17 protein-coding genes are annotated in these 17,239 nt (G+C 70.4%); 5 read left to right on the top strand and 12 right to left on the bottom strand.

All coding sequences use genetic code 11. The features are described 5' to 3' along the window. Positions 1-1,770, top strand: a 1,770-nt coding sequence (locus tag ACWGI6_RS37680; protein WP_453271690.1) for a KR domain-containing protein, incomplete at its 5' end; no start/stop codon positions are given. Positions 1,771-1,978: 208 nt separating this feature from the next. Here the strand turns inward: ACWGI6_RS37680 and ACWGI6_RS37675 are convergent. Beyond that, positions 1,979-3,265 (bottom strand): sensor histidine kinase, encoded by a 1,287-nt coding sequence (locus ACWGI6_RS37675; protein WP_453271689.1) that lies wholly within the window; start codon positions 3,263-3,265, stop codon positions 1,979-1,981. 273 nt (positions 3,266-3,538) lie between these two features. Between ACWGI6_RS37675 and ACWGI6_RS37670 the strand changes: the two genes are divergently transcribed. Beyond that, positions 3,539-4,189: a response regulator transcription factor gene (locus ACWGI6_RS37670; RefSeq protein ID WP_453271688.1), complete on the top strand. Its 651-nt coding sequence runs from the start codon at positions 3,539-3,541 to the stop codon at positions 4,187-4,189. Between the two features lie 187 nt (positions 4,190-4,376). On the opposite strand, the gene mftD is transcribed toward ACWGI6_RS37670, so the two are convergent. The 7 genes from mftD to mftA are packed head-to-tail and all read right to left on the bottom strand — an operon-like array spanning position 4,377 to position 10,220. Next, positions 4,377-5,558, bottom strand: coding sequence for a pre-mycofactocin synthase MftD (gene mftD / locus ACWGI6_RS37665; protein ID WP_453271687.1), 1,182 nt, complete (start codon positions 5,556-5,558; stop codon positions 4,377-4,379). 28 nt (positions 5,559-5,586) lie between these two features. Further along, entirely contained in the window at positions 5,587-7,050 is a 1,464-nt protein-coding gene (gene mftF / locus ACWGI6_RS37660; RefSeq protein WP_453271686.1) for a mycofactocin biosynthesis glycosyltransferase MftF, read from the bottom strand. Continuing rightward, positions 7,047-7,844, bottom strand: a complete 798-nt coding sequence (locus tag ACWGI6_RS37655; protein ID WP_453271685.1) for a mycofactocin-coupled SDR family oxidoreductase — start codon at positions 7,842-7,844, stop codon at positions 7,047-7,049. The genes mftF and ACWGI6_RS37655 overlap by 4 nt, the downstream gene beginning before the upstream one ends. After that, the gene (gene mftE, locus ACWGI6_RS37650) at positions 7,841-8,569 is read right to left on the bottom strand and encodes a mycofactocin biosynthesis peptidyl-dipeptidase MftE (protein WP_453271684.1); all 729 of its coding nucleotides are present in this window, start codon (positions 8,567-8,569) and stop codon (positions 7,841-7,843) included. The genes ACWGI6_RS37655 and mftE overlap by 4 nt, the downstream gene beginning before the upstream one ends. 1 nt (position 8,570) lies before the next feature. Then, the gene (gene mftC / locus ACWGI6_RS37645) at positions 8,571-9,773 is read right to left on the bottom strand and encodes a mycofactocin radical SAM maturase (protein WP_453271683.1); all 1,203 of its coding nucleotides are present in this window, start codon (positions 9,771-9,773) and stop codon (positions 8,571-8,573) included. Beyond that, positions 9,770-10,066, bottom strand: a complete 297-nt coding sequence (gene mftB / locus ACWGI6_RS37640) for a mycofactocin biosynthesis chaperone MftB (RefSeq protein ID WP_453271682.1) — start codon at positions 10,064-10,066, stop codon at positions 9,770-9,772. The genes mftC and mftB overlap by 4 nt, the downstream gene beginning before the upstream one ends. Beyond that, entirely contained in the window at positions 10,056-10,220 is a 165-nt protein-coding gene (gene mftA, locus ACWGI6_RS37635; RefSeq protein WP_453271681.1) for a mycofactocin precursor MftA, read from the bottom strand. The genes mftB and mftA overlap by 11 nt, the downstream gene beginning before the upstream one ends. Positions 10,221-10,423: 203 nt before the next feature. On the opposite strand from mftA, the gene ACWGI6_RS37630 reads away from it, so the two are divergent. Further along, on the top strand, positions 10,424-11,188 hold the full coding sequence (locus ACWGI6_RS37630; RefSeq protein WP_453271680.1) for a thioesterase II family protein: 765 nt from the start codon (positions 10,424-10,426) through the stop codon (positions 11,186-11,188). Between the two features lie 103 nt (positions 11,189-11,291). Next, the gene (locus ACWGI6_RS37625) at positions 11,292-11,888 is read left to right on the top strand and encodes a TetR/AcrR family transcriptional regulator (RefSeq protein ID WP_453271679.1); all 597 of its coding nucleotides are present in this window, start codon (positions 11,292-11,294) and stop codon (positions 11,886-11,888) included. Here ACWGI6_RS37625 and ACWGI6_RS37620 read toward each other — a convergent pair. Then, positions 11,851-13,446 (bottom strand): AMP-binding protein, encoded by a 1,596-nt coding sequence (locus ACWGI6_RS37620; RefSeq protein WP_453271678.1) that lies wholly within the window; start codon positions 13,444-13,446, stop codon positions 11,851-11,853. The genes ACWGI6_RS37625 and ACWGI6_RS37620 overlap by 38 nt on opposite strands. Between ACWGI6_RS37620 and ACWGI6_RS37615 the strand changes: the two genes are divergently transcribed. Next, positions 13,420-13,806, top strand: coding sequence for an acyl carrier protein (locus ACWGI6_RS37615; RefSeq protein WP_453271677.1), 387 nt, complete (start codon positions 13,420-13,422; stop codon positions 13,804-13,806). The genes ACWGI6_RS37620 and ACWGI6_RS37615 overlap by 27 nt on opposite strands. Positions 13,807-13,856: 50 nt before the next feature. On the opposite strand, the gene ACWGI6_RS37610 is transcribed toward ACWGI6_RS37615, so the two are convergent. From ACWGI6_RS37610 to ACWGI6_RS37600, 3 genes are all read right to left on the bottom strand, one after another. Continuing rightward, entirely contained in the window at positions 13,857-14,759 is a 903-nt protein-coding gene (locus ACWGI6_RS37610; protein WP_453271676.1) for an ACP S-malonyltransferase, read from the bottom strand. 109 nt (positions 14,760-14,868) lie between these two features. Continuing rightward, on the bottom strand, positions 14,869-15,771 hold the full coding sequence (locus tag ACWGI6_RS37605; RefSeq protein WP_453271675.1) for a proline iminopeptidase-family hydrolase: 903 nt from the start codon (positions 15,769-15,771) through the stop codon (positions 14,869-14,871). 1 nt (position 15,772) lies between these two features. Continuing rightward, on the bottom strand, positions 15,773-17,239 hold a 1,467-nt coding region (locus ACWGI6_RS37600; protein WP_453271674.1), incomplete at its 5' end, for a thioesterase domain-containing protein.

Below are 17,239 nucleotides of genomic sequence, written 5' to 3'. Positions count from 1 at the left end.
GGTGTCCTCGACGACGGCGTGATCGCCTCCCTGACCCCCGACCGTCTTGACGCCGTGCTGCGGCCGAAGGTGGATGCCGCGCTCAACCTCCACCATCTGACCGTCGAGCGCCCCGACGTGACCGCCTTCGTCACCTTCTCCTCTGCCGCGGGCACCCTGGGGGCGCCCGGCCAGGGGAACTACGCGGCGGCGAACGCGTTCCTGGACGCGCTGGCCACCCATCGGCGCGCTCACGGTCTGCCGGCGCAGTCCCTGGCCTGGGGCCTGTGGGCGGACGAGGCCGCAGGCATGGCGGGCGACCTGAGCGAGGCCGACCTCCAGCGCATGGCCCGCACCGGCGTCACAGCACTCAGTTCGAAGCAGGGCCTGGCCCTCTTCGACACCGCTGCCACCGTTCCCAGCGCGGCGCTGGTCCCCATCCACCTCGACATAAAGGCCCTGGCGTCTGCAACCAGCGGCGCGGGCGAACTCCCCGCCCTCTACCGTGGGCTGATCCAGCGCCCGGCTCGCCGCACCGCCTCCGCGTCCGCCTCCGGCTCCTCGCCCGCAGCAGTGGATCTCCTCCGCCGTCTGGACGCCTTGGGCACCGACGCGGAGCGCGAAGAAGCCCTGCTCGCCATCGTCGTCGAACGGGCCGCGACCGTCCTCGGGCACAGCAGCGCAGACGCGATCAATCCCGAGCGTGATTTCTTGGAGGCGGGGTTCGATTCCCTCTCCTCGATGGAGCTGCGCAGCGCGTTGCAGTCCGCCACCGGCCTGTCCGTGCCGCCGATGGTGGTCTTCGACAGCAAGCACCCGATAGGCCTCGCCCGTACCCTCCTGGAGGCGTACGCGGCACAGTCGGCCGCCGGCACCCCGTCCCGCGTGCACGGAGATGGGACGATTGGGGCGGCCACCAGTGCCGGAGACGCCACCGACACCGTCACCGGACTGTTCCGGGACGCGGTTCGCGCGAGCCGGCCCACCCAGGCGTTCGGTCTCCTGCGGGCTGTGGCCGAGCTGCGGCCGAGGTTCGGATCGGCGGCCGAGCTGGACCGTATCCCGGCACCGGTCACACTCGCGGACGGCCCTGGCCGGACTCGGATCATCTGCCTCAGTTCGCCGATGGCCACGGGCGGCACGCATCAGCATGCGCGCTTCGCGGCGCACTTCAGGGAACTGCGCCGGGTGTCGACCCTGCCGATCCCGGGCTTCACGCCCCATGACAGCCTTCCCGCCTCCGTCGACGCGCTCGTGGAGGTCCTCGCACGGAGCGTGCTGGAGGCGTCCGAGGGAGAGCCGTTCGTGCTACTCGGCTACTCGTCGGGTGGCGTACTCGCGCACGCTACGGCCTTGCGGCTGGAACAGGAAGCACGGGAGTGGGGAGGGCGGAAGCCCGACGGGGTGGTGCTCGTCGACACGTACCGCGTGACCGGTGAAGCGGGTGGCGGTATGCAGGCGCAGGTCTTCGAGCAGATGGCGGAGGCCCTGGTCGACCGCGATGAGGAGTTCGGGCTGTTCACCAGCGCCGGGCTGTCGGCGATGAGCGCATACTTCGACCTGCTGCCGCGGTTCGATCTCGCTGAGCTGGAGACCCCGGTGCTGTTCGTCGGCGCCGATGAACCATTTCTGGCGGCGGAGCAGGCGGCCGAGGCCGGCCACGCCTGGCGGGCCGCGCCCTGGTTCACTCCGCACACTCACCGGCTTGTGCCCGCCACCCACTTCACCATCGTGGAGGAGGAGGCGGAGTGCACCGCTCGCGTGGTTGAGGCGTGGGTGGCCGGGCTGTGATGTGAGAGCACCGACTCCGAGTCGCAGAACAGGGGGGTGGTAGGGGGCTCGCGCCGGGCCCCCTACGCCCACCGTCAAGAACAACTGCGGGGTGTTACAAGGTGGTTGACGTGGCGGTGGCTCCCAGCCATAAGGGAACCGTACGGTTCGGGTCCGTCGCACCGTTCCGGCCGGCCGCCGTGCGGTGCTCGGGAGCGTGATGGATCGGCTACTCGGCCGGGCCGCCCCAGGTGAGCCGGCACGGGATCTCCATGGTGACCATCGTGGGACCGCCGGTCGGGCTACTGACTGCGAACACCCCGTCGAAGGCGCCGAGCCGCCGCTCGATCCCCGCGAGGCCAGAACCCTGCCCGATGCTCGCGCCGCCCTGGCCGTCGTCGCAGACGCTGATCCGCAGCATGCCGTCACGATGGTGGATGTCGACCGATACCTGCTGGGCGTTCGAGTGCTTCGCCGCGTTGGTCAGCGCCTCGCTGATCGCGAAGTACGCTGCCGACTCCACCGGCTCGTCGGCCCGACCTGGCACATCGATGTCGACCTTGACGGTCATCGGCATCCGCAGCGCCAGAGCCCGTACCGCATCGCCCAGACCGCGCTCGGCCAGCACCGGCGGGTGGATACCCCGCACCAGGCCCCGCAGCTCGGTGAGCGCCTCGGCGGAGGTCTCGCGGGCCTGCGCCAGCAGCGCCTTCGCGTGCGCGGGGTCCTTGTCCATCAGCGCCTCGATCGTCCCGAAATTCATGCCCATGGCGACCAGCCGGGCCTGCGCGCCGTCGTGCAGGTCCCGTTCGATACGGCGCAGTTCGGCGGCGGACGCGTCCAGGGCCTCATGCCGGGTCTCGGTGAGCTGGTCGATCCGCTCGTTCAGCGCCACCTCCCGGGGCGGCGCCAACTGGTTGCGGCTGAGCAGAAAGTGGACGCGCAGCAGTTGAGGGTTGAGGCCGCTGGACGCGGCGAGCAGGCCCGCGCCGACCAGTGCGGCGAGGAAGGCGGTGCCCCAACCGGTGACGGGGATGAAGGTGTACCAGTTCTCGCCGTCGCCGTTGGCGAGCGGCTGCCACAGGCCGAACAGCAGGAGGATGCCGTGGACACCGTAGACGGTCAGTGCGGGGGGCAACACAGCGGTGGTGAAGCCTGCGGTCATGTCGATGACGAGCCACCGCAGGTCGCGCCAGGTCGCCGGGTCCTTCACCATCAGGCTGCAGCGCTCCATGATCCCGACGATGCCCGTGCGCATGTCGGAGGGGAACGGGCGGTACGGGACGGGGACCCGCATACCGCCCCAGTCGGCGGTGAGCTGCCGGCGCAGATTGGCGTGTGCGCGCACCGCCGACAGTACGAGCGGCGTCGTGAAGGCGCCGATGCCGATGGGGATCAGGGCGATGGACACGATCGACAGCACGACCAGCACGACCCCTCCCACCAGTGAGGCGATGGCCAGCGCAAGCCCCTGTGCGGCCGTGAGCAAGGCGCCCAGAGCCCTTGTCTTGTTCACCCGTTTCTCCTCCGTCGGAACCGATTCCTCTAGTGCGTCTCCAGTCTCGACTGCCCGGGCGTTCCTCGCACTGGGGTAGGGACCCGGATAGGGGGGTGTATCTGACGCCACCTTCGGTGGGCGCCTTTTGCTTCCCGACGCGTACATGAACAGCCGCGCCTTGAAACAGTCGGATCATCGGACGTGTGCCAGCGGCGGCGCGGTACTTTCAGTGGCGTACTGGGCCGTCGGCAGTTCCGCGGGCGGCCTCACCGCAGCCATCATGGAGTTGCCTTGCGCGTTGTCGTCGCCGAAGATCTCTTCCTGCTGCGGGATGGCCTGGTGCGGATGCTGGAAGCGCACGACTTCGAGGTCGTCGCAGCCGTTGAGACCGGGCCCGAACTCACCCGTGCCTTCGCAGAGGTCGAGATGGACGTCGCGGTGGTCGATGTCAGGCTTCCGCCGTCCCAGACGGACGAGGGCCTGCAGTGCGCCCTCGCCGCCCGCCGGGAGCGGCCCGGGCTGCCGGTGCTGGTCCTCTCGCAGCACGTGGAGCACCTGTACGCCCGTGAGTTGATGGCCGACGGAAGCGGCGGCATCGGTTATCTCCTCAAGGACCGGGTCTTCCACGCCGATCAGTTCATCGACGCGGTACGGCGGGTCGCGGCCGGTGGCGCGGCGATGGACCCGCAGGTCATCTCGCAGCTGATGTCATTGCGTTCGACCGAGAGCTCGGTGAAGGGGCTGTCGCCGCGCGAACTGGAGGTGCTGGAGCTGATGGCGGGCGGACGGTCCAATGCCGCCATCGCCGCGCAACTCTTCATCACCGAGCGGTCGGTAGCCAAACACACGTCGAACATCTTCGGAAAACTGGGCCTGCCGCCGTCGGACGACGACAACCGCCGAGTCCTCGCGGTCCTCAAGTACCTGGACCGCGACCGGTGATGGAGATGGCCACGCCAATGCCGGCAGGGTCTGGGGGCGCATCGGGCCCGGGAAGGCGGCATGGGGCGACCCCGAGAACAGTGTCCGTCGTACATCCTCCGACGGGGATTGCCGGACCGTCCGTTGACAAACGCGGGCTCCGGTCGGCAGCGCTGCGCTGCCGACCGGAGCCGCAGGTCGTGCCCGGTTAGCTCCGCGGGAGGCCGAGCGCGCGCTCGAAGCCGTCAGGGATGACGAGGTCGCTCCTGCCCAACTCCCCTACGGAGGTGCGGCCCAGCCCGAGCAACGCCGAGTCGATGCCGTTGCGCAGGATGTCGAGGACGTTCTCCACGCCGGCTTGGCCGTTGGCGGCAAGGCCCCAGAGGTAGGCGCGACCGATCATGACGGCTCGGGCGCCGAGGGCGAGAGCCTTGACGACGTCGCTGCCGCGCCGTACGCCACCGTCGAGCAGGACCTCAACATGGTCGCCAACGGCTTCGGCGACGGCGGGGAGGGTGCGGATGGTGGCGGGGGTGCCGTCGAGGTTGTTGCCGCCGTGGTTCGACACCGAGATCGCGGTCACTCCGCAGTCCACTGCGCGCAGCGCGTCGTCGACGCGCGTCACGCCCTTGAGCATGAACGGCCCGCCCCACTGCTCGCGCAGCCACCGCACATCTTCCCAACTGGGGGGCGGCGTCTGCATCCACTGGCCGTAAGCGCCGAAGAACGTGGGGGCCTCGCCGCCGCGCTCGGTCATGTTCGGCACGGTGAGGTCGGGCACGTGGCCCGCCCTGGCGAACGACAGAAGCCATCCGGGGTGGGTGAGGCCTTGCGGAGCGAAGCGGAGGGCCTCCTTCAGAGTCAGCCGCTCTGGTATGTGTGGACTGCCCCAGTCGCGGGCGTGCGAGAACGACCAGTCGAGGGTGGCGATCAGCCCGGCCGCGCCGGCGGACCTGGCACGCTCCATGCGGGCCAGGATCTCTTCCCGCGTCCCGCTCCAGTAGATCTGGAAGAACGTCGCAGGGTTCGCCTCGACGACCTCCTCAACCGGCTTGCTGCCGAAGGAGCTCAGGCCGATCGCGGTGCCGCGGGTGGCGGCCGCGCGGGCGACGGCGACCTCGCCCTCGGGGTGCACCGCCTGCACCCCGGCTGGGGAGATCAGCACGGGGAGGGCGAGTGTCCGGCCCATCACGGTCGTGGTCAGGTCCCGCTCGCTGCTGTGGCCCGCGGTGTGCGGGGCGAAGCCCAGCTCGTCGAAGGCCGCGACGTTGTTCCGCAACGTGAGCCCTCTTTCGGAACCGGCCACGATGGCTTTGTGGACCGAGGGGGGCAGCCGCCTCTTGGCGCGGCGCTGTGCCTCGGCAACCGTTTCGAACCAGGCGTTGACCATGGTGGTGAAACCTCTTGTCTCGGGTGCCTCAGGGAGTGGGCGTGCTTCGTGTCCGCGGCGCGGTTCCGGGGCGCGTGGGCCGCCGGAGGAGCCGCGGGCGGAGGGGCAGGGTGGTGCGCTCGGTGATGCAGCCCGCCCATACGCCGAGCCCGTAGGCGATGTCGTCCATGATCCCGCCGAGGGCGAAGCGGACCGGGTCGAGGCCCGAGCGGCGTACCGCCCAGGCCGCCAGTGGGGGCCCGAGCAGCAGCGATCCCCATGCGGCGCGGCGGGCCCGGCGCCGGGCCGGGGTGCGGCCGCCCGGCGCCGCCGCGAGAGCGAGCAGCACGGGAGCGGCGAACTGGGTGCCGTACCTCCCGACGGCCACCCAGGTGTGCCCCGTAGCGGCGAGCGTTCCGGGAACGGCCCCCCGGGCCGGCAGGCCGGCCGCATGCAGGGTGCGGGCCATGGCGCCGGCCGAACCGCAGAAGGCCGCCGCAGCCAAGCCGGGCCATCCGGCGAGCAGGGCTGAGACCACCGCTGCATGCCCGCCCCGGAGCACGAGCGGGGGCACGTGCTCCGGGTGGCGTCGGGAGAGCGGTGCGGCCGAGGTGCCGTACCGGAAGTGCCTGGCGAGCAGTCGGCGCCACGTCGCGGGCTCGGCGTGACCGATGCGGACGCCGGGGTCGTAGCGGATCCGCCAGCCCCCGGCGTGCAGCCGCCAGACGAGATCGACGTCCTCGCCGAAGCGCAGCGCCGGGTCGAAGACCCGGCCGTCGCGGGCGACGTCGAGCAGAGCTGCGCGGCGGGCGACCAGAGTGGCGGTCGGCACGTAGCCGACCCGGGTGCCGGGGACCACGCGGGCCGGCTGGTCGCCCAGATCGAGGCTTCCGTTGGCGGTCGTGTAGCGGCCCGCCCACGTGCGCGGTGCCACGCCGACGATACGGGGTGCCACGGCGGCGACCATCGGGTCGGCGAAGTGGGCGGCGAGACGTCGGAGCCAGCCCGGGGCCGGCAGGCAATCGCTGTCGACGAAGGCCACGAGATCCGTCGTGATGTGGGGGAGAGCGGTGTCGCGGGCGGGTCCCGGGCCGCCGTTGACCGCCCGCCGCAACAAGGTGGCGCCGTGCCGTGCGGCTGTCTCGGCCACGGCCTGCGCGTCCTGGGAGGCATCGTCCACCACGATGACGGAGTGCTCGTGTCCGAGAGCCGTCAGGCAGCGGTCGAGCACGGGGGCGCGGTCCCGGACGGGGATGACCACCGTGACGTTCAGCGCGCCGGTCGGTTCCGGGGGGCAGGGGTGGGCCAGGCCGGCGTCGGTGAACCGCCGGGCGAGTTCGCCTGCGGCCCGGGTGACGACGGGTCCCCCGCTCACTTCCCGCCACGCGGCTCGGCCGGCGGTGGTCAGCCGGAGGGCGCGGGTGGGCGAGCCGCCGGTCCACAGCTGTGCGGTGTGTCGGCGGGTGGCAGGGTCCAGGACGATCCGGAAGCCGGGCGGCAGCGGTTCGGTCACAGGGCGAGCCCTCCGTCGACGGGAATGACGGCGCCGGTCATGCCGCTGCTCGACGGGCTTGCCAGGAACGTCAGGACGGCGGCGACCTCGGCGGGGTCGAGCAGCCGCCGTTGCGGCTGCTGGACGGCGAAGTCCTGTGCTGCGCGGAGGCCGTAGAGGCGTGCGCTCTCATCGAGGATCGGGGTCGCGGTCGAGCCGGGGCTGACGGCGTTGGCGGTCACGCCGGTGTCGGCCAGCTCGGCGCCGAGGGCGCGGATCAGGCCGGTCACACCGGCCTTCGCGGCGCAGTATGCCGCGAGCATGGGCAGCCCTCGCGTGGCGGCGGCGGAGGCCACCGCGAGAAAGCGCCCCTGCCGGGGTGCTGGGCGGCGTAGCAGGGCGGGAAGAGCCGCGCGAGCGAGGGCGACGACGCCGCCGAGATCGACGTCGAGCACGGCCTGTTCCTGGTCGGCGGGGACCTCCCAGAGCGGCACGCCGCCCGCGATCACACCGGCGGCGGCAACCGCCGCGTCGAGGCCGCCCCAGCGGTCCTCGGCCTCCGCGACGGCCGCCGCGAGTGCGGTGCGGTCCCGCACGTCGGCGATGTGCGCACGAACCTGTCCGGGCGAGCCTGCTTCCCGGACGACATCGGCGAGTTGGTCCGCCGTGCCCATTGGGTACGGGAGCGCAGGGTCGTCGGCGGCCCGGTCGAGGGCGAGGACGGACCAGCCCTGCTCGGCGAGCGCCCGTACCGTCGCCGCGCCGATGCCCCGGGCGGCGCCGGTGACCAGGGCGACCCTGGCGGTGCCGGTCATGTCGAGTCCTTCCTGCGCCAGGATTCGACGTCGCGGATCAGTGCGGCGGTGAGAGAGTCGAGCAGCGAACGGCCTTCGGGCGCGCTGGCGCCGGTGGGGTCGCCCAGCACGCCGGTGGCGGTGACGGCCCGCAGGCCTCCTGTGCGCAGCATCGGCATCAGTTCGCCCAGCGGACGGGTGTCGCCGGGGACGGCCAGGTGCGGCCGGACGACTGTCGGCCGCACCTCCATGAGCAGGGAGGTCTCGGGGCGGCCTGCGTGCGGGTCGCCACGCCAGCTCGGCATGTGCAGGGCGATATCGCGGGACTCGGCCCGCAGACGTTCGACGGCCCGCTGCACCGGCTCGGCGTTTCCGCCGTGCGCGGAGACGAACACCACATGCCGGAAGGTCTCGGTGGCGGAGCGCCCCAGTTCGAGGACGAGCAGCTCGGTGGCCTGCTGTCCGATCGAGAGGGTGCCGGCGAAGCCGGCATGTTCCCCGCTGGAGCCGTAGCCGAGCGGCGGCGCGATCAGAATGTCGGAGCGCGCGGCGGCGAGGCCCTCGCACAGTGCGACGGCGATGTCGGTGTCGCAGGACAGGGGGAGGTGCGGACCGTGCTGCTCGGTGGCTCCGAGCGGCACGGCGAGAACAGCGCCCTCCTGCGCGAGCTCTCCGATCTCTGGCCAGGCCAGGTCGGCCAGCCAGGGGCTGCGGCGGGCCGGGCGGGGGGATCGTGTGGGGACCATGTCAGTCGCCCGCGGCGGTGAATCCGGCCAGTGGGTCCTCGTCACAGGCACGGTCCGGCGGTCGACGGAGCCCGAGGGGCACCGGAACGGGACCGCGGGGGCGGGTCAAGTGTGAGTGGTCGGCCGACGGCCGGGGGGCGCTGCCGGGAGCCACGGCGGCGAGGGCCGCGCCGCCGTGGCCCTTGACGCACTCGGGGTCAGGCCCGTCGAGGGGCAGGCCGGTGAAGAACTTGGCGGCCATGCAGCCGCCGCGGCAGGCGTCGAAGGCGGAGCAGGAGGTGCAGGCGCCCCCGGTCTGCGGGCGCCTGATGTCGGCGAAGAGCGCGGACTCCCGCCACACCCGGGTGAATCCGCCCTCGTCGCGGACGTTTCCCGCGCGGAAGTCGTCGTGGATGGCGAACGGGCAGGCGTAGACATCGCCCACGGGGTCGACGAGGCAGACGACCCGGCCCGCACCGCACAGATTGAGACCGGGCAACTGCCGGCCATAGGCGGCGAGGTGGAAGAAGGAGTCGCCCGTGAGGACCTGCTCTCCGTGCTCCACGAGCCAGTCGTAGAGCGCACGCTGCTGTTCGGGGGTGGGGTGCAGCCGGTGCCAGGTGTCGGCGCCGCGGCCGGACGGCCGTAGCCTGGTAAGCCGCAGCTGGGCGCCGAACCGATCGGCGAGGGCCTTGAACGCGTCGAGCTGCCCGGCATTTTCCCGGGTCACCACTGTCGACAGCTTGAAGCCGGCGAAGCTGGCTGCGGCGAGGTTCTCCATGGCACGCAGCGCGGTGCGGTACGAACCAGCCCCGCGCACCGCGTCGTTGACGGCCTCGGTGGCGCCGTCCAGGGAGATCTGCACATCCACGTAGTCACGGGCGGCGAGGCGCTGAGCCACGTCGGGCGTGATGCGGACGCCGTTGGTCGAGAACTTGACGCCCACGTGGTGGCCGGTGGCGTAGTCGACGAGGTCCCAGAAGTCGGGCCGGATGGTCGGTTCGCCGCCCCCGATGTTCACGTAGAAGACCTGCATGCGCTCGAACTCGTCGATGAGTGCGGTGCATTCAGCCGTGGTCAGCTCACGTGGGTCGCGCCGCCCGGAGCTGGACAGACAGTGCACGCAGGAGAGGTTGCAGCCGTAGGTCAGCTCCCAGGTGAGGCAGATCGGTGCATCGAGGCCGTACTGGAACTGCTCGGTCAGTGGCAGCGGTGCGACGGTCATGCCGCGCTCCTCTCACAGATCATGCGTGATGCGGCGAGCGCGGCCAGCGCGGCGCCGAATCGCGGCAGCTCTCCGGCGGGGATGCCTGCCCGCGTGCACGCCTCGCGGGCACTGGGGCGCTCGGTGAGGGTGCGGACCACCGTGAGCAGCAGGGGATCCTTCACGAAGGACAACCGCCGGGTGCCGAAGTGGTAGAGCAGTGCGCCGAACCGTTCGGGGCGGACCGACACCTGCGGGTGCACCTGCCACGCGGCATCGAGGTCGAACGGGGCGGCGGGGGAGTCAGTAGACACCGCACATGCCGTCGATCGAGACCTCTTCGACCAGGACGTCCTCGACCAGGAGGTCCCCGGGCCGGCCCTCCTCGAGCCGTGCCCCCTTGGACAGGGTGCTGTCGACGCCCAATTCGTCGGACGGTCCGGTAACCGCCGCGGGATTCTCGCTCATCGTGCTCCCTCGGTTGCTTCGCGCTTCCGACGAGCCTATGGATGCCCTGGTGGGTCACAACCCCTAGACGGAGCTGGGGGTACCCCTAACCGGCTGCGACCCGGTGAGCCGGTAACGGGCTGCTGCGGGCTAGGGGTTGGAAGGCCGTAGGGCGGGATGAAAACCTGCGTCGAAGGCGCCACACAGCCGAGTGCAAGGGATGCATGGACGTGAGCAATAAGGTTCAGGGCACGACGGATTGGGTCCGCCGCTTTCACCCGGCCCCGGATGCCGACAGCCGGCTGGTCTGCTTTCCGCACGCCGGTGGTGCGGCCAGCTACTACCACGGCGTCTCCGCATCACTCTCTCCCGACGTCGACGTTCTGGCCATGCAGTATCCGGGCCGCCAGGACCGCCGCACCGAGCCCTGCCTGCGCACCATCGACGAGCTGGCGGCGCAGTCGGTGCAGGCGCTGGCGCCGTGGACGGACCGGCCTTTGACCCTGTTCGGGCACAGCATGGGTGCGATGGTGGCCTTCGAGGTGGCGCGTAGGCTCGTGGCCGAGGGTACGGTGCCCCTGTCGCTGATCGTCTCCGGCCGCAGAGCGCCGTCGCGGACCCGGCAGGAGAACGTGCACCTGCAGGACGATGCCGGAGTCCTGGCCGAGATGCAGCGGCTGGACGGCACCGAGTCCCGGCTGTTGGACGACGAGGAACTCCGGGCGCTCTTCCTGCCCGTGATCCGTAGCGACTACCAGGCCGTGGAGACATACCGCTACGTTCCCGGTGCCCCGTTGCCGTGCCCGGTCCTCACGCTGACCGGAGACGCCGACCCGGTCACCGACATCGACGAGGCGAACGCCTGGGGCGAGCACACCGTGGCCGGCTTCGAGCTGCGTGTCTTCCCCGGCGGTCACTTCTTCTTGAACCGGCACGCCGCCACCGTGACCGACCTGATCCGGAGCCGCATCGCGCCTTCGGCCGTCTGAACACCGCCGTCGAAACGCCTTCCCCCACCGACAGGCAGGCCCCGGCGAGCCGTCTATACAGCCGCGTGAGACAAACGTATGAATCCTCGGGTAGTGTGAAGCAATGGGACACCGCAACGATCTGCTCGTCGGCGCGAAGCAGTGCCTGATCGAGAAGGGCTACGCACGGACGACCGCCCGTGACATCGTGGCCGCCTCGGGTGCCAATCTCGCGTCCATCGGGTATCACTACGGCTCCAAGGAAGCGCTCCTCAACGAAGCCCTCATCCAGGCCAACGCCGAATGGGGCGAGGCGCTGGAGAAGGCCATGGCCTCCGGCCACGACACTCAGGCGTCGCCGTTCGAGGAATTCGAGGCCATTTGGACCCGGGTGATCGAACTGTTCGCCACCCACCGTCAGCTGTGGGCGGCGAACTTCGAGGCTTTCACGCAGATCGAGCATGTGCCGGAGGTGCGCCAGGCCTTGGCGAGGGGCCTGGAGGAAGCCCGCGTCGGTATAGGCGAGACCTTCGCGCCGGGCGAGAGCCAGACCGACGAACGCAGTGTCCGCGCGGTCGGCTCCTTCTACCAGGCCCTGCTCACCGGCGTGATGGCCCAGTGGCTCATCGACCCGGAGAACGCCCCCACCGGTGAGGACCTCTCGCGGGCTCTGCGCACCATCGTCACCGGGTTGCAGGCGACCACTTCGGCCGACCACTGACCCGCTCCTCCTCCGCCAGTTCCAACGCCCGATTCGCCAGGGCGAGCCGGTCCACCTTGCGGTTGAAGTTCAGCGGCAGTTCCGCGACATGCTCGTAGTGCCGGGGCAGCATCCCTTGCGGCAGAACCTGCCTCAGCGCCTTGGCCAGTTCAGCCGGCCGCACCGCCTCGCCCGTGTAGAACACCACGAGTTCGGTGTTCCCGTCGACCACCCGGGGCACCGTGACGGCCTCGTCGATGCCCGGGCACTCTCGCAGCGCGTGCTCGACCTCGGCGAGCTCCACCCGCCAGCCCTGCACCTGCACTTGGGCATCCAGCCGGCCGAGGTAGATCAGCTCACCGTGGTCCAGCCTGCGCACCCGGTCGCCCGTGCGGTACCAGGTGCGGCCGTTGTGCTCCGTGAACCGGCCCGCGTTGTAGGCCGGGTCGAGATAGCCGGGTGTGCGCTGGGGGCCGGTGATGCACAACTCCCCCTCGGTGGCGGACAGTCCACCGTCCTCGGTGAGCAGGATCGCCTCGTGCCCCTCGTGCAGCGTACCGATCGGCACCTGGCCGTTGACGCCCAGCACCGGGGAGATCTGGGGATCCCAGCGGTGCGCGGTCACGGTGACGGTGAGTTCCGTGGGCCCGTAGAGGTTCTCCACCGCCGACGCGGGTGCGGCTGCCTGCCAGTCGGCCGCGTCCTCACAGCGCAGCGCCTCGCCGGCGAAGAAGCTCCAGCGCAGACCGGGCATCGCGCCGGGAGTGAGCCCGCCCATCCTCCGGACCAACGGGATCGCGCTCGGCGTGGAGAACCAGACCGTGACCCCGTGCTCCGCGATGAAGGCCGGCATGTCCCGGTATGCCTGCGCCGGCGGGGGCACGACGCAGGCCGCCGCTCCCCAGGCGCAGAACACGTCGAACATCGCACAGTCGAAGTTGAGGTCGAAGGTCTGCGTGAAGACGTCGTGCGGCGTGAAGTCGTAGCGCTCGTCGATGAGCCGGAAGTAGTGCGCGGTGTTGCCGTGCGTGAGGGGAACGCCCTTGGGCGTGCCGGTCGATCCCGACGTGAACAGCATGTACGCAACGTCGGAGGGGGCGACGGGGCGCGGTGCCTCAAGCGCGTACGCGGCGTTTGCCGGGATCAGGGGCACGGTCGCCTGGGCGGTGAAGTCGCGGGTCGCGAGCACCGCGACGTTCGTACCGGCGCCGAGCGTTTCGGGCAGCACCGCCATGCCGGACTCGTCGACGATCAGTGCGGTCACCCCCGCGAGCTCCAGCATCCGACGGGTCCGGGCCGCGGGGAATCCGGGGTGCAGCGGCACTACGGTGGCCCCGGCGCAGAGCCCGGCGAGAATGCCGACGTAAGCCTCGGTGCTTTTGCCTGCCAGCACACCGACCACATCCGCCGGCCGCTCGGCAGCCCGCAGGGCGCCGGCCCACAGCAGGGCCTGTTCATGAGCCGCCCGATAGGTGATGACGGACTCGCCGAGCCGGACGGCCGGACGGTCCGGCGACTGCTGCAAACCACGCAGAAATCGTTCGTACAATGCATGCCCGCCAGCCCGGGAATTGTTCACGTTCACGGTTCTCCTCAATTGATGACGAAAACTGTTGCCTATTCCAGCCCGCCCGCCATAACATCGAGTTCGCAACTTGCGACACCACATACCTTGAAGGGTGGGCCTATGATGTGGGACGGGCAGTTCGAGGAAATTCTGCGTAGTTATCTGCCGTTTCTCGCCGGCGATGAAAGACTCACTGAGGAAACGGACCTCCGCGATCTGGGACTTGATTCTCTCGGCGTGGTGGACCTGCTGGCCCGGCTGGAGCAGCACTACGACGTCCGGTTCGTGGACGACGCGCTGACGATGGACAACTTCGCGACGCCGGGCCGGCTGTGGGGCGTACTGCAGAAGGTGTCCGACAAAGCGGCCTGAACGAGGTCGGCGGGCGCACCCGGCGGGCGAGCCGGGGCGCCCGGTGGACTTCACACCACGGCGGGGCGACGTGGCGGGCGCATGGCGAGCCGGGCATCGACCGGGGTGACGCGGAAGGCCGAGGTGGTGCAGGCGACGCGGCCGAACAGGGCGTCCTGTCCGCAGACGTACACCGTTTCCACGTTCCGCTCCCTGAGCGCGGCGACCACCTGCGGCCACTGGACCGGACGGACGAAGCCGTCCAGCAGCATCCGGCGGACGCCGTCGGCGGTGTCCCGCACGCTGCCGTCCTGGTCGGCCACCACGGGGATGGCTGGATCGATGAACTCCAGGCGATCCAGCACCTCGTCGGCCGCCTTGCGGGCGAGTCCGTCGAAGACGGAGCAGTGCATGGGCGGGGCCATGGTGTACAGCGGCATACCACCCGCGGCGCGCAACTGCTGCCGGAGCCAGTCGATACGGCTGCTGCTCAGAGTCAGCATGGCGAGGTCGTCGTCCACCCGGCACGACATCTCGTGCCATACCCCCTGCTGATCGAGCTCGCCCGTAATCTCCGCCAGCCGCTCCGGCGGGATCCGGGCGAAGGACAGTGTCACCACGTCGGTGTGCTCCACCGCGAAGTACTCGTCCAGACACCGCGCGAACTCGGCCGTCAGCCACACTCCGTCTGCGAAGTCCAGGGCCCCCGAGAACACGGCTGCGGCCTTGCCTCCGAAGCTCGGTCCGGTGCAGAACTCCGGGTCCACGCCAAGCTCGTCCACAGCCCATCGGGCGAGCGCCACGGAATTCACGAAGAATGCGATCTGCGCACCGTGACTGTAGTCGCCCTCGGCCTCTCGGTAGCGGTCGAGCAATGAATATCCGAGCCGTTCATCCGCGGCAGCGACCAGCTTCCGAGCCACCGGATTCACCACCATGAATTTCGCGACGTCGGTGAAACGCGTCGGACCCATGCCCGGGAATACGACGGCACTTCCAGCGCGCATATTATTCGGCATGGGCCTCAGTATTGGGGGGTGCCGCGCGGGACGACACCCCTACCAGTCCCCTATCCCTCTCCCACTACCGGTCCAGGCCCTTCAGGTATTCGACCATCACCCCGATGAACGCCTCCGGCTCCTCCAGGTGGGGCAGATGGCTGGATTCCTCGAAGATCTCCCAGCGCGCGTCCGGGATGAGTTCCGCGTAGGGCCGCACCGTCTTCGGGGTGGCTTCGTCATGGCGGCCCGAGAGCACCAGCGTGGGAACTGCGATGTCCGGCAGGCAGTCCTCGACCCCCCAGCCCTTCAGGGAACCGATGACGTGGAACTCGCTGGGCCCGTTCATCGCGAAGTACACCGTGGGGTCATTGGAGATCTCGTAGAAGGACGCCTGGTAGTCCCGCGGCCAGGGCTTGAGACGGCACACGTGCTTCTCGTAGAAGACCCGCATCGCCTCGTGGTACTCATCGCTGTCCGTGGTGCCGGCGGCTTCATGGTGCAGCAGCACGTCGTTCACACCATCCGGCAACTGCGCGCGGAGCACGGCCATTTCCGCCAGCCAGAGCGGGTAGGAGGCCGGGGCGTTGGCGATGACCAGCCCGCGCAGCCCAGCTGGCCGGGCGGCCGCGTGCCGGGCGACGAGCAGCCCGCCCCAGGACTGACCGAACAGCACGTAGTTGTCGGCGATGCCCAGCTTGTCGAGCAGGTTGTCCAGCTCATCCAGGAAGAGCTGGGGCGTGAAGAAATCAGCTCCTTCGTCCGGTAGGTGGGTCGAACCGCCGTTGCCGATCTGGTCGTAGTGGACCACAGGCCACCCGACGGCTCCGAACACCGCGAGATTGCGGAGGTAGTCGTGGGTGCTTCCCGGGCCGCCGTGCACGACGACGAGGGCGGGCCGGTCGGAGTTCAGGTCGCCGGTGACCTGGTACCAGGTCCGGTGGTCGCCGAACGGCACGGTCCCCTTGGCGCTGGGGGCGAGGGACATCTCAAACACCTCGTACGGTAGGTCGGATCGGGGACAGGGTGTCGAGCCACTCCTCGACCAGGGCCGCTGTCGGCTCGGCGTCGTCCTCGATGATGGTGAAGTGGGTGGCGGGCACGGTCCGGAGGGTGTGCTCCGGATGCCAGGGGGTTGCCCGCCATTCGTCGTCCCCCGTCGCCTCGCCGGCCGGCATGAAGGACCGGTCCGCGGCAAGGAAGAGGACGGGTGCCTCGACGGGGTCCAGGGAGAACGTCGGCAGCAGGTCGAAGTAGCGGGTCATGGCGGACAGTCCGGTGCTGTCGAAGAGCCCGAACTCCGCGTCCTGTTCAACGAGCGCGACGGCCATCTGATGGAAGAATCCGGCGCTGACGCCGGAACCCGAGACCCGGTAGGTGTCCACGAGCACGACTCCCGCGGGACCGGCGCCCAGCCGCTCGAGATGCGCGGCAGTCGCGTACGCGAGGAGACCGCCCGAGGAGTAGCCGAACAGGACGTAGGGATCACCTTGGGCCGCGGCCAGCACACCCTCTGCGAGCACTGCCACGAGCGCATCGACCGAACCGGGCAGGCTGTCACCCCGGGTGAAACCCGGCGTCGGCAGGGTGCTGACCGGGCGTACGCCGCGGAAGTGCGCTGCAAGCCGGGCGTGCTGGTGCATGCCCCCGGTCGCCATGGGGGTGCTGAGGCAGATCAGGCGCAGGGCATTCGGGCCGTCCGCGATCCTGACCGGTGCCGGCGCCGCACCGAGTTCCGCGGCGGACGCGAAGCGTGGTCGGAGATCAGCGACCGCCCGCAGCAGGGCGAATCCGCTGGTGGAGTCACCGGTCCGCACTGCGTCGCGGAACAGCTCGCTGACTGTGTCGGCGCCTTCCGTACCGGACGGCGGAAGTCCGGCCGGCTGGGTGGTGACTTCCTCGGACAGCCGCCGGGCCAGGGCCTCGGGACTGCCGCTGTCGAAGACGGCCATCGGCGACAGGGGAACGGCGAGGTCGGTCTGTAGCCCGTTGCGGAGTTCTACGGCGCTGAGCGAGTCGAAGCCCGCTTCGAGGAAGGTCTGCTGGGTGTCGACCGCCTCCGGGCTGCTGTGCCCCAAAAGCGCCGCTGCGCGCCGCAGGACGAGGGCGAGCAGCTCCCGCTCCCGTTCGGCCGCGTCGAGCCCGGTGAGCCGGTGCCGCAGGGCAGCTGGGGCGCTGCCGGAGGAGGTGACGGCCCGATGCGGTGCGCGCCGGACCAGCCCCCGGAAGAGCGGAGGCACCTCGTCCGCCGAGGACAGAGCTCTGAGGTCCAGATGGATGGGGACCACAGCGTGCAGGCCGGAGGCGGATGCGGCATCGAGGAGAGAAAGTCCGTCGGTCGTGCTCATCTCACGTACGCCGGAGCGGTCCAGGCGTCGGCGGTCGGCGTCGGCGAGGTCACCGGCCATGCCGGAGCTGGTGTCCCACAGGCCCCAGGCCAGTGACAGAGCCGGCAG

The sequence above is a fragment of the Streptomyces sp. NPDC054786 genome, from assembly GCF_053611685.1.
Note: the sequence above shows the minus strand (reverse complement) of the source record. Positions and strands in the feature narration are given on the sequence as shown.

Bases quoted from the DNA above. Each gene is read 5' to 3' on its own strand.
- ACWGI6_RS37610 (WP_453271676.1), bottom strand. From the start codon at position 14,759: ATGGGTCCGACGCGTTTCACCGACGTCGCGAAATTCATGGTGGTGAAT.
- mftD (WP_453271687.1), bottom strand. From the start codon at position 5,558: ATGGTCAACGCCTGGTTCGAAACGGTTGCCGAGGCACAGCGCCGCGCC.
- mftA (WP_453271681.1), bottom strand. From the start codon at position 10,220: ATGAGCGAGAATCCCGCGGCGGTTACCGGACCGTCCGACGAATTGGGC.
- ACWGI6_RS37625 (WP_453271679.1), top strand. From the start codon at position 11,292: ATGGGACACCGCAACGATCTGCTCGTCGGCGCGAAGCAGTGCCTGATC.
- ACWGI6_RS37630 (WP_453271680.1), top strand. From the start codon at position 10,424: ATGGACGTGAGCAATAAGGTTCAGGGCACGACGGATTGGGTCCGCCGC.
- mftC (WP_453271683.1), bottom strand. From the start codon at position 9,773: ATGACCGTCGCACCGCTGCCACTGACCGAGCAGTTCCAGTACGGCCTC.
- ACWGI6_RS37615 (WP_453271677.1), top strand. From the start codon at position 13,420: ATGCCCGCCAGCCCGGGAATTGTTCACGTTCACGGTTCTCCTCAATTG.
- mftE (WP_453271684.1), bottom strand. From the start codon at position 8,569: ATGGTCCCCACACGATCCCCCCGCCCGGCCCGCCGCAGCCCCTGGCTG.
- ACWGI6_RS37605 (WP_453271675.1), bottom strand. From the start codon at position 15,771: ATGTCCCTCGCCCCCAGCGCCAAGGGGACCGTGCCGTTCGGCGACCAC.
- ACWGI6_RS37655 (WP_453271685.1), bottom strand. From the start codon at position 7,844: ATGACCGGCACCGCCAGGGTCGCCCTGGTCACCGGCGCCGCCCGGGGC.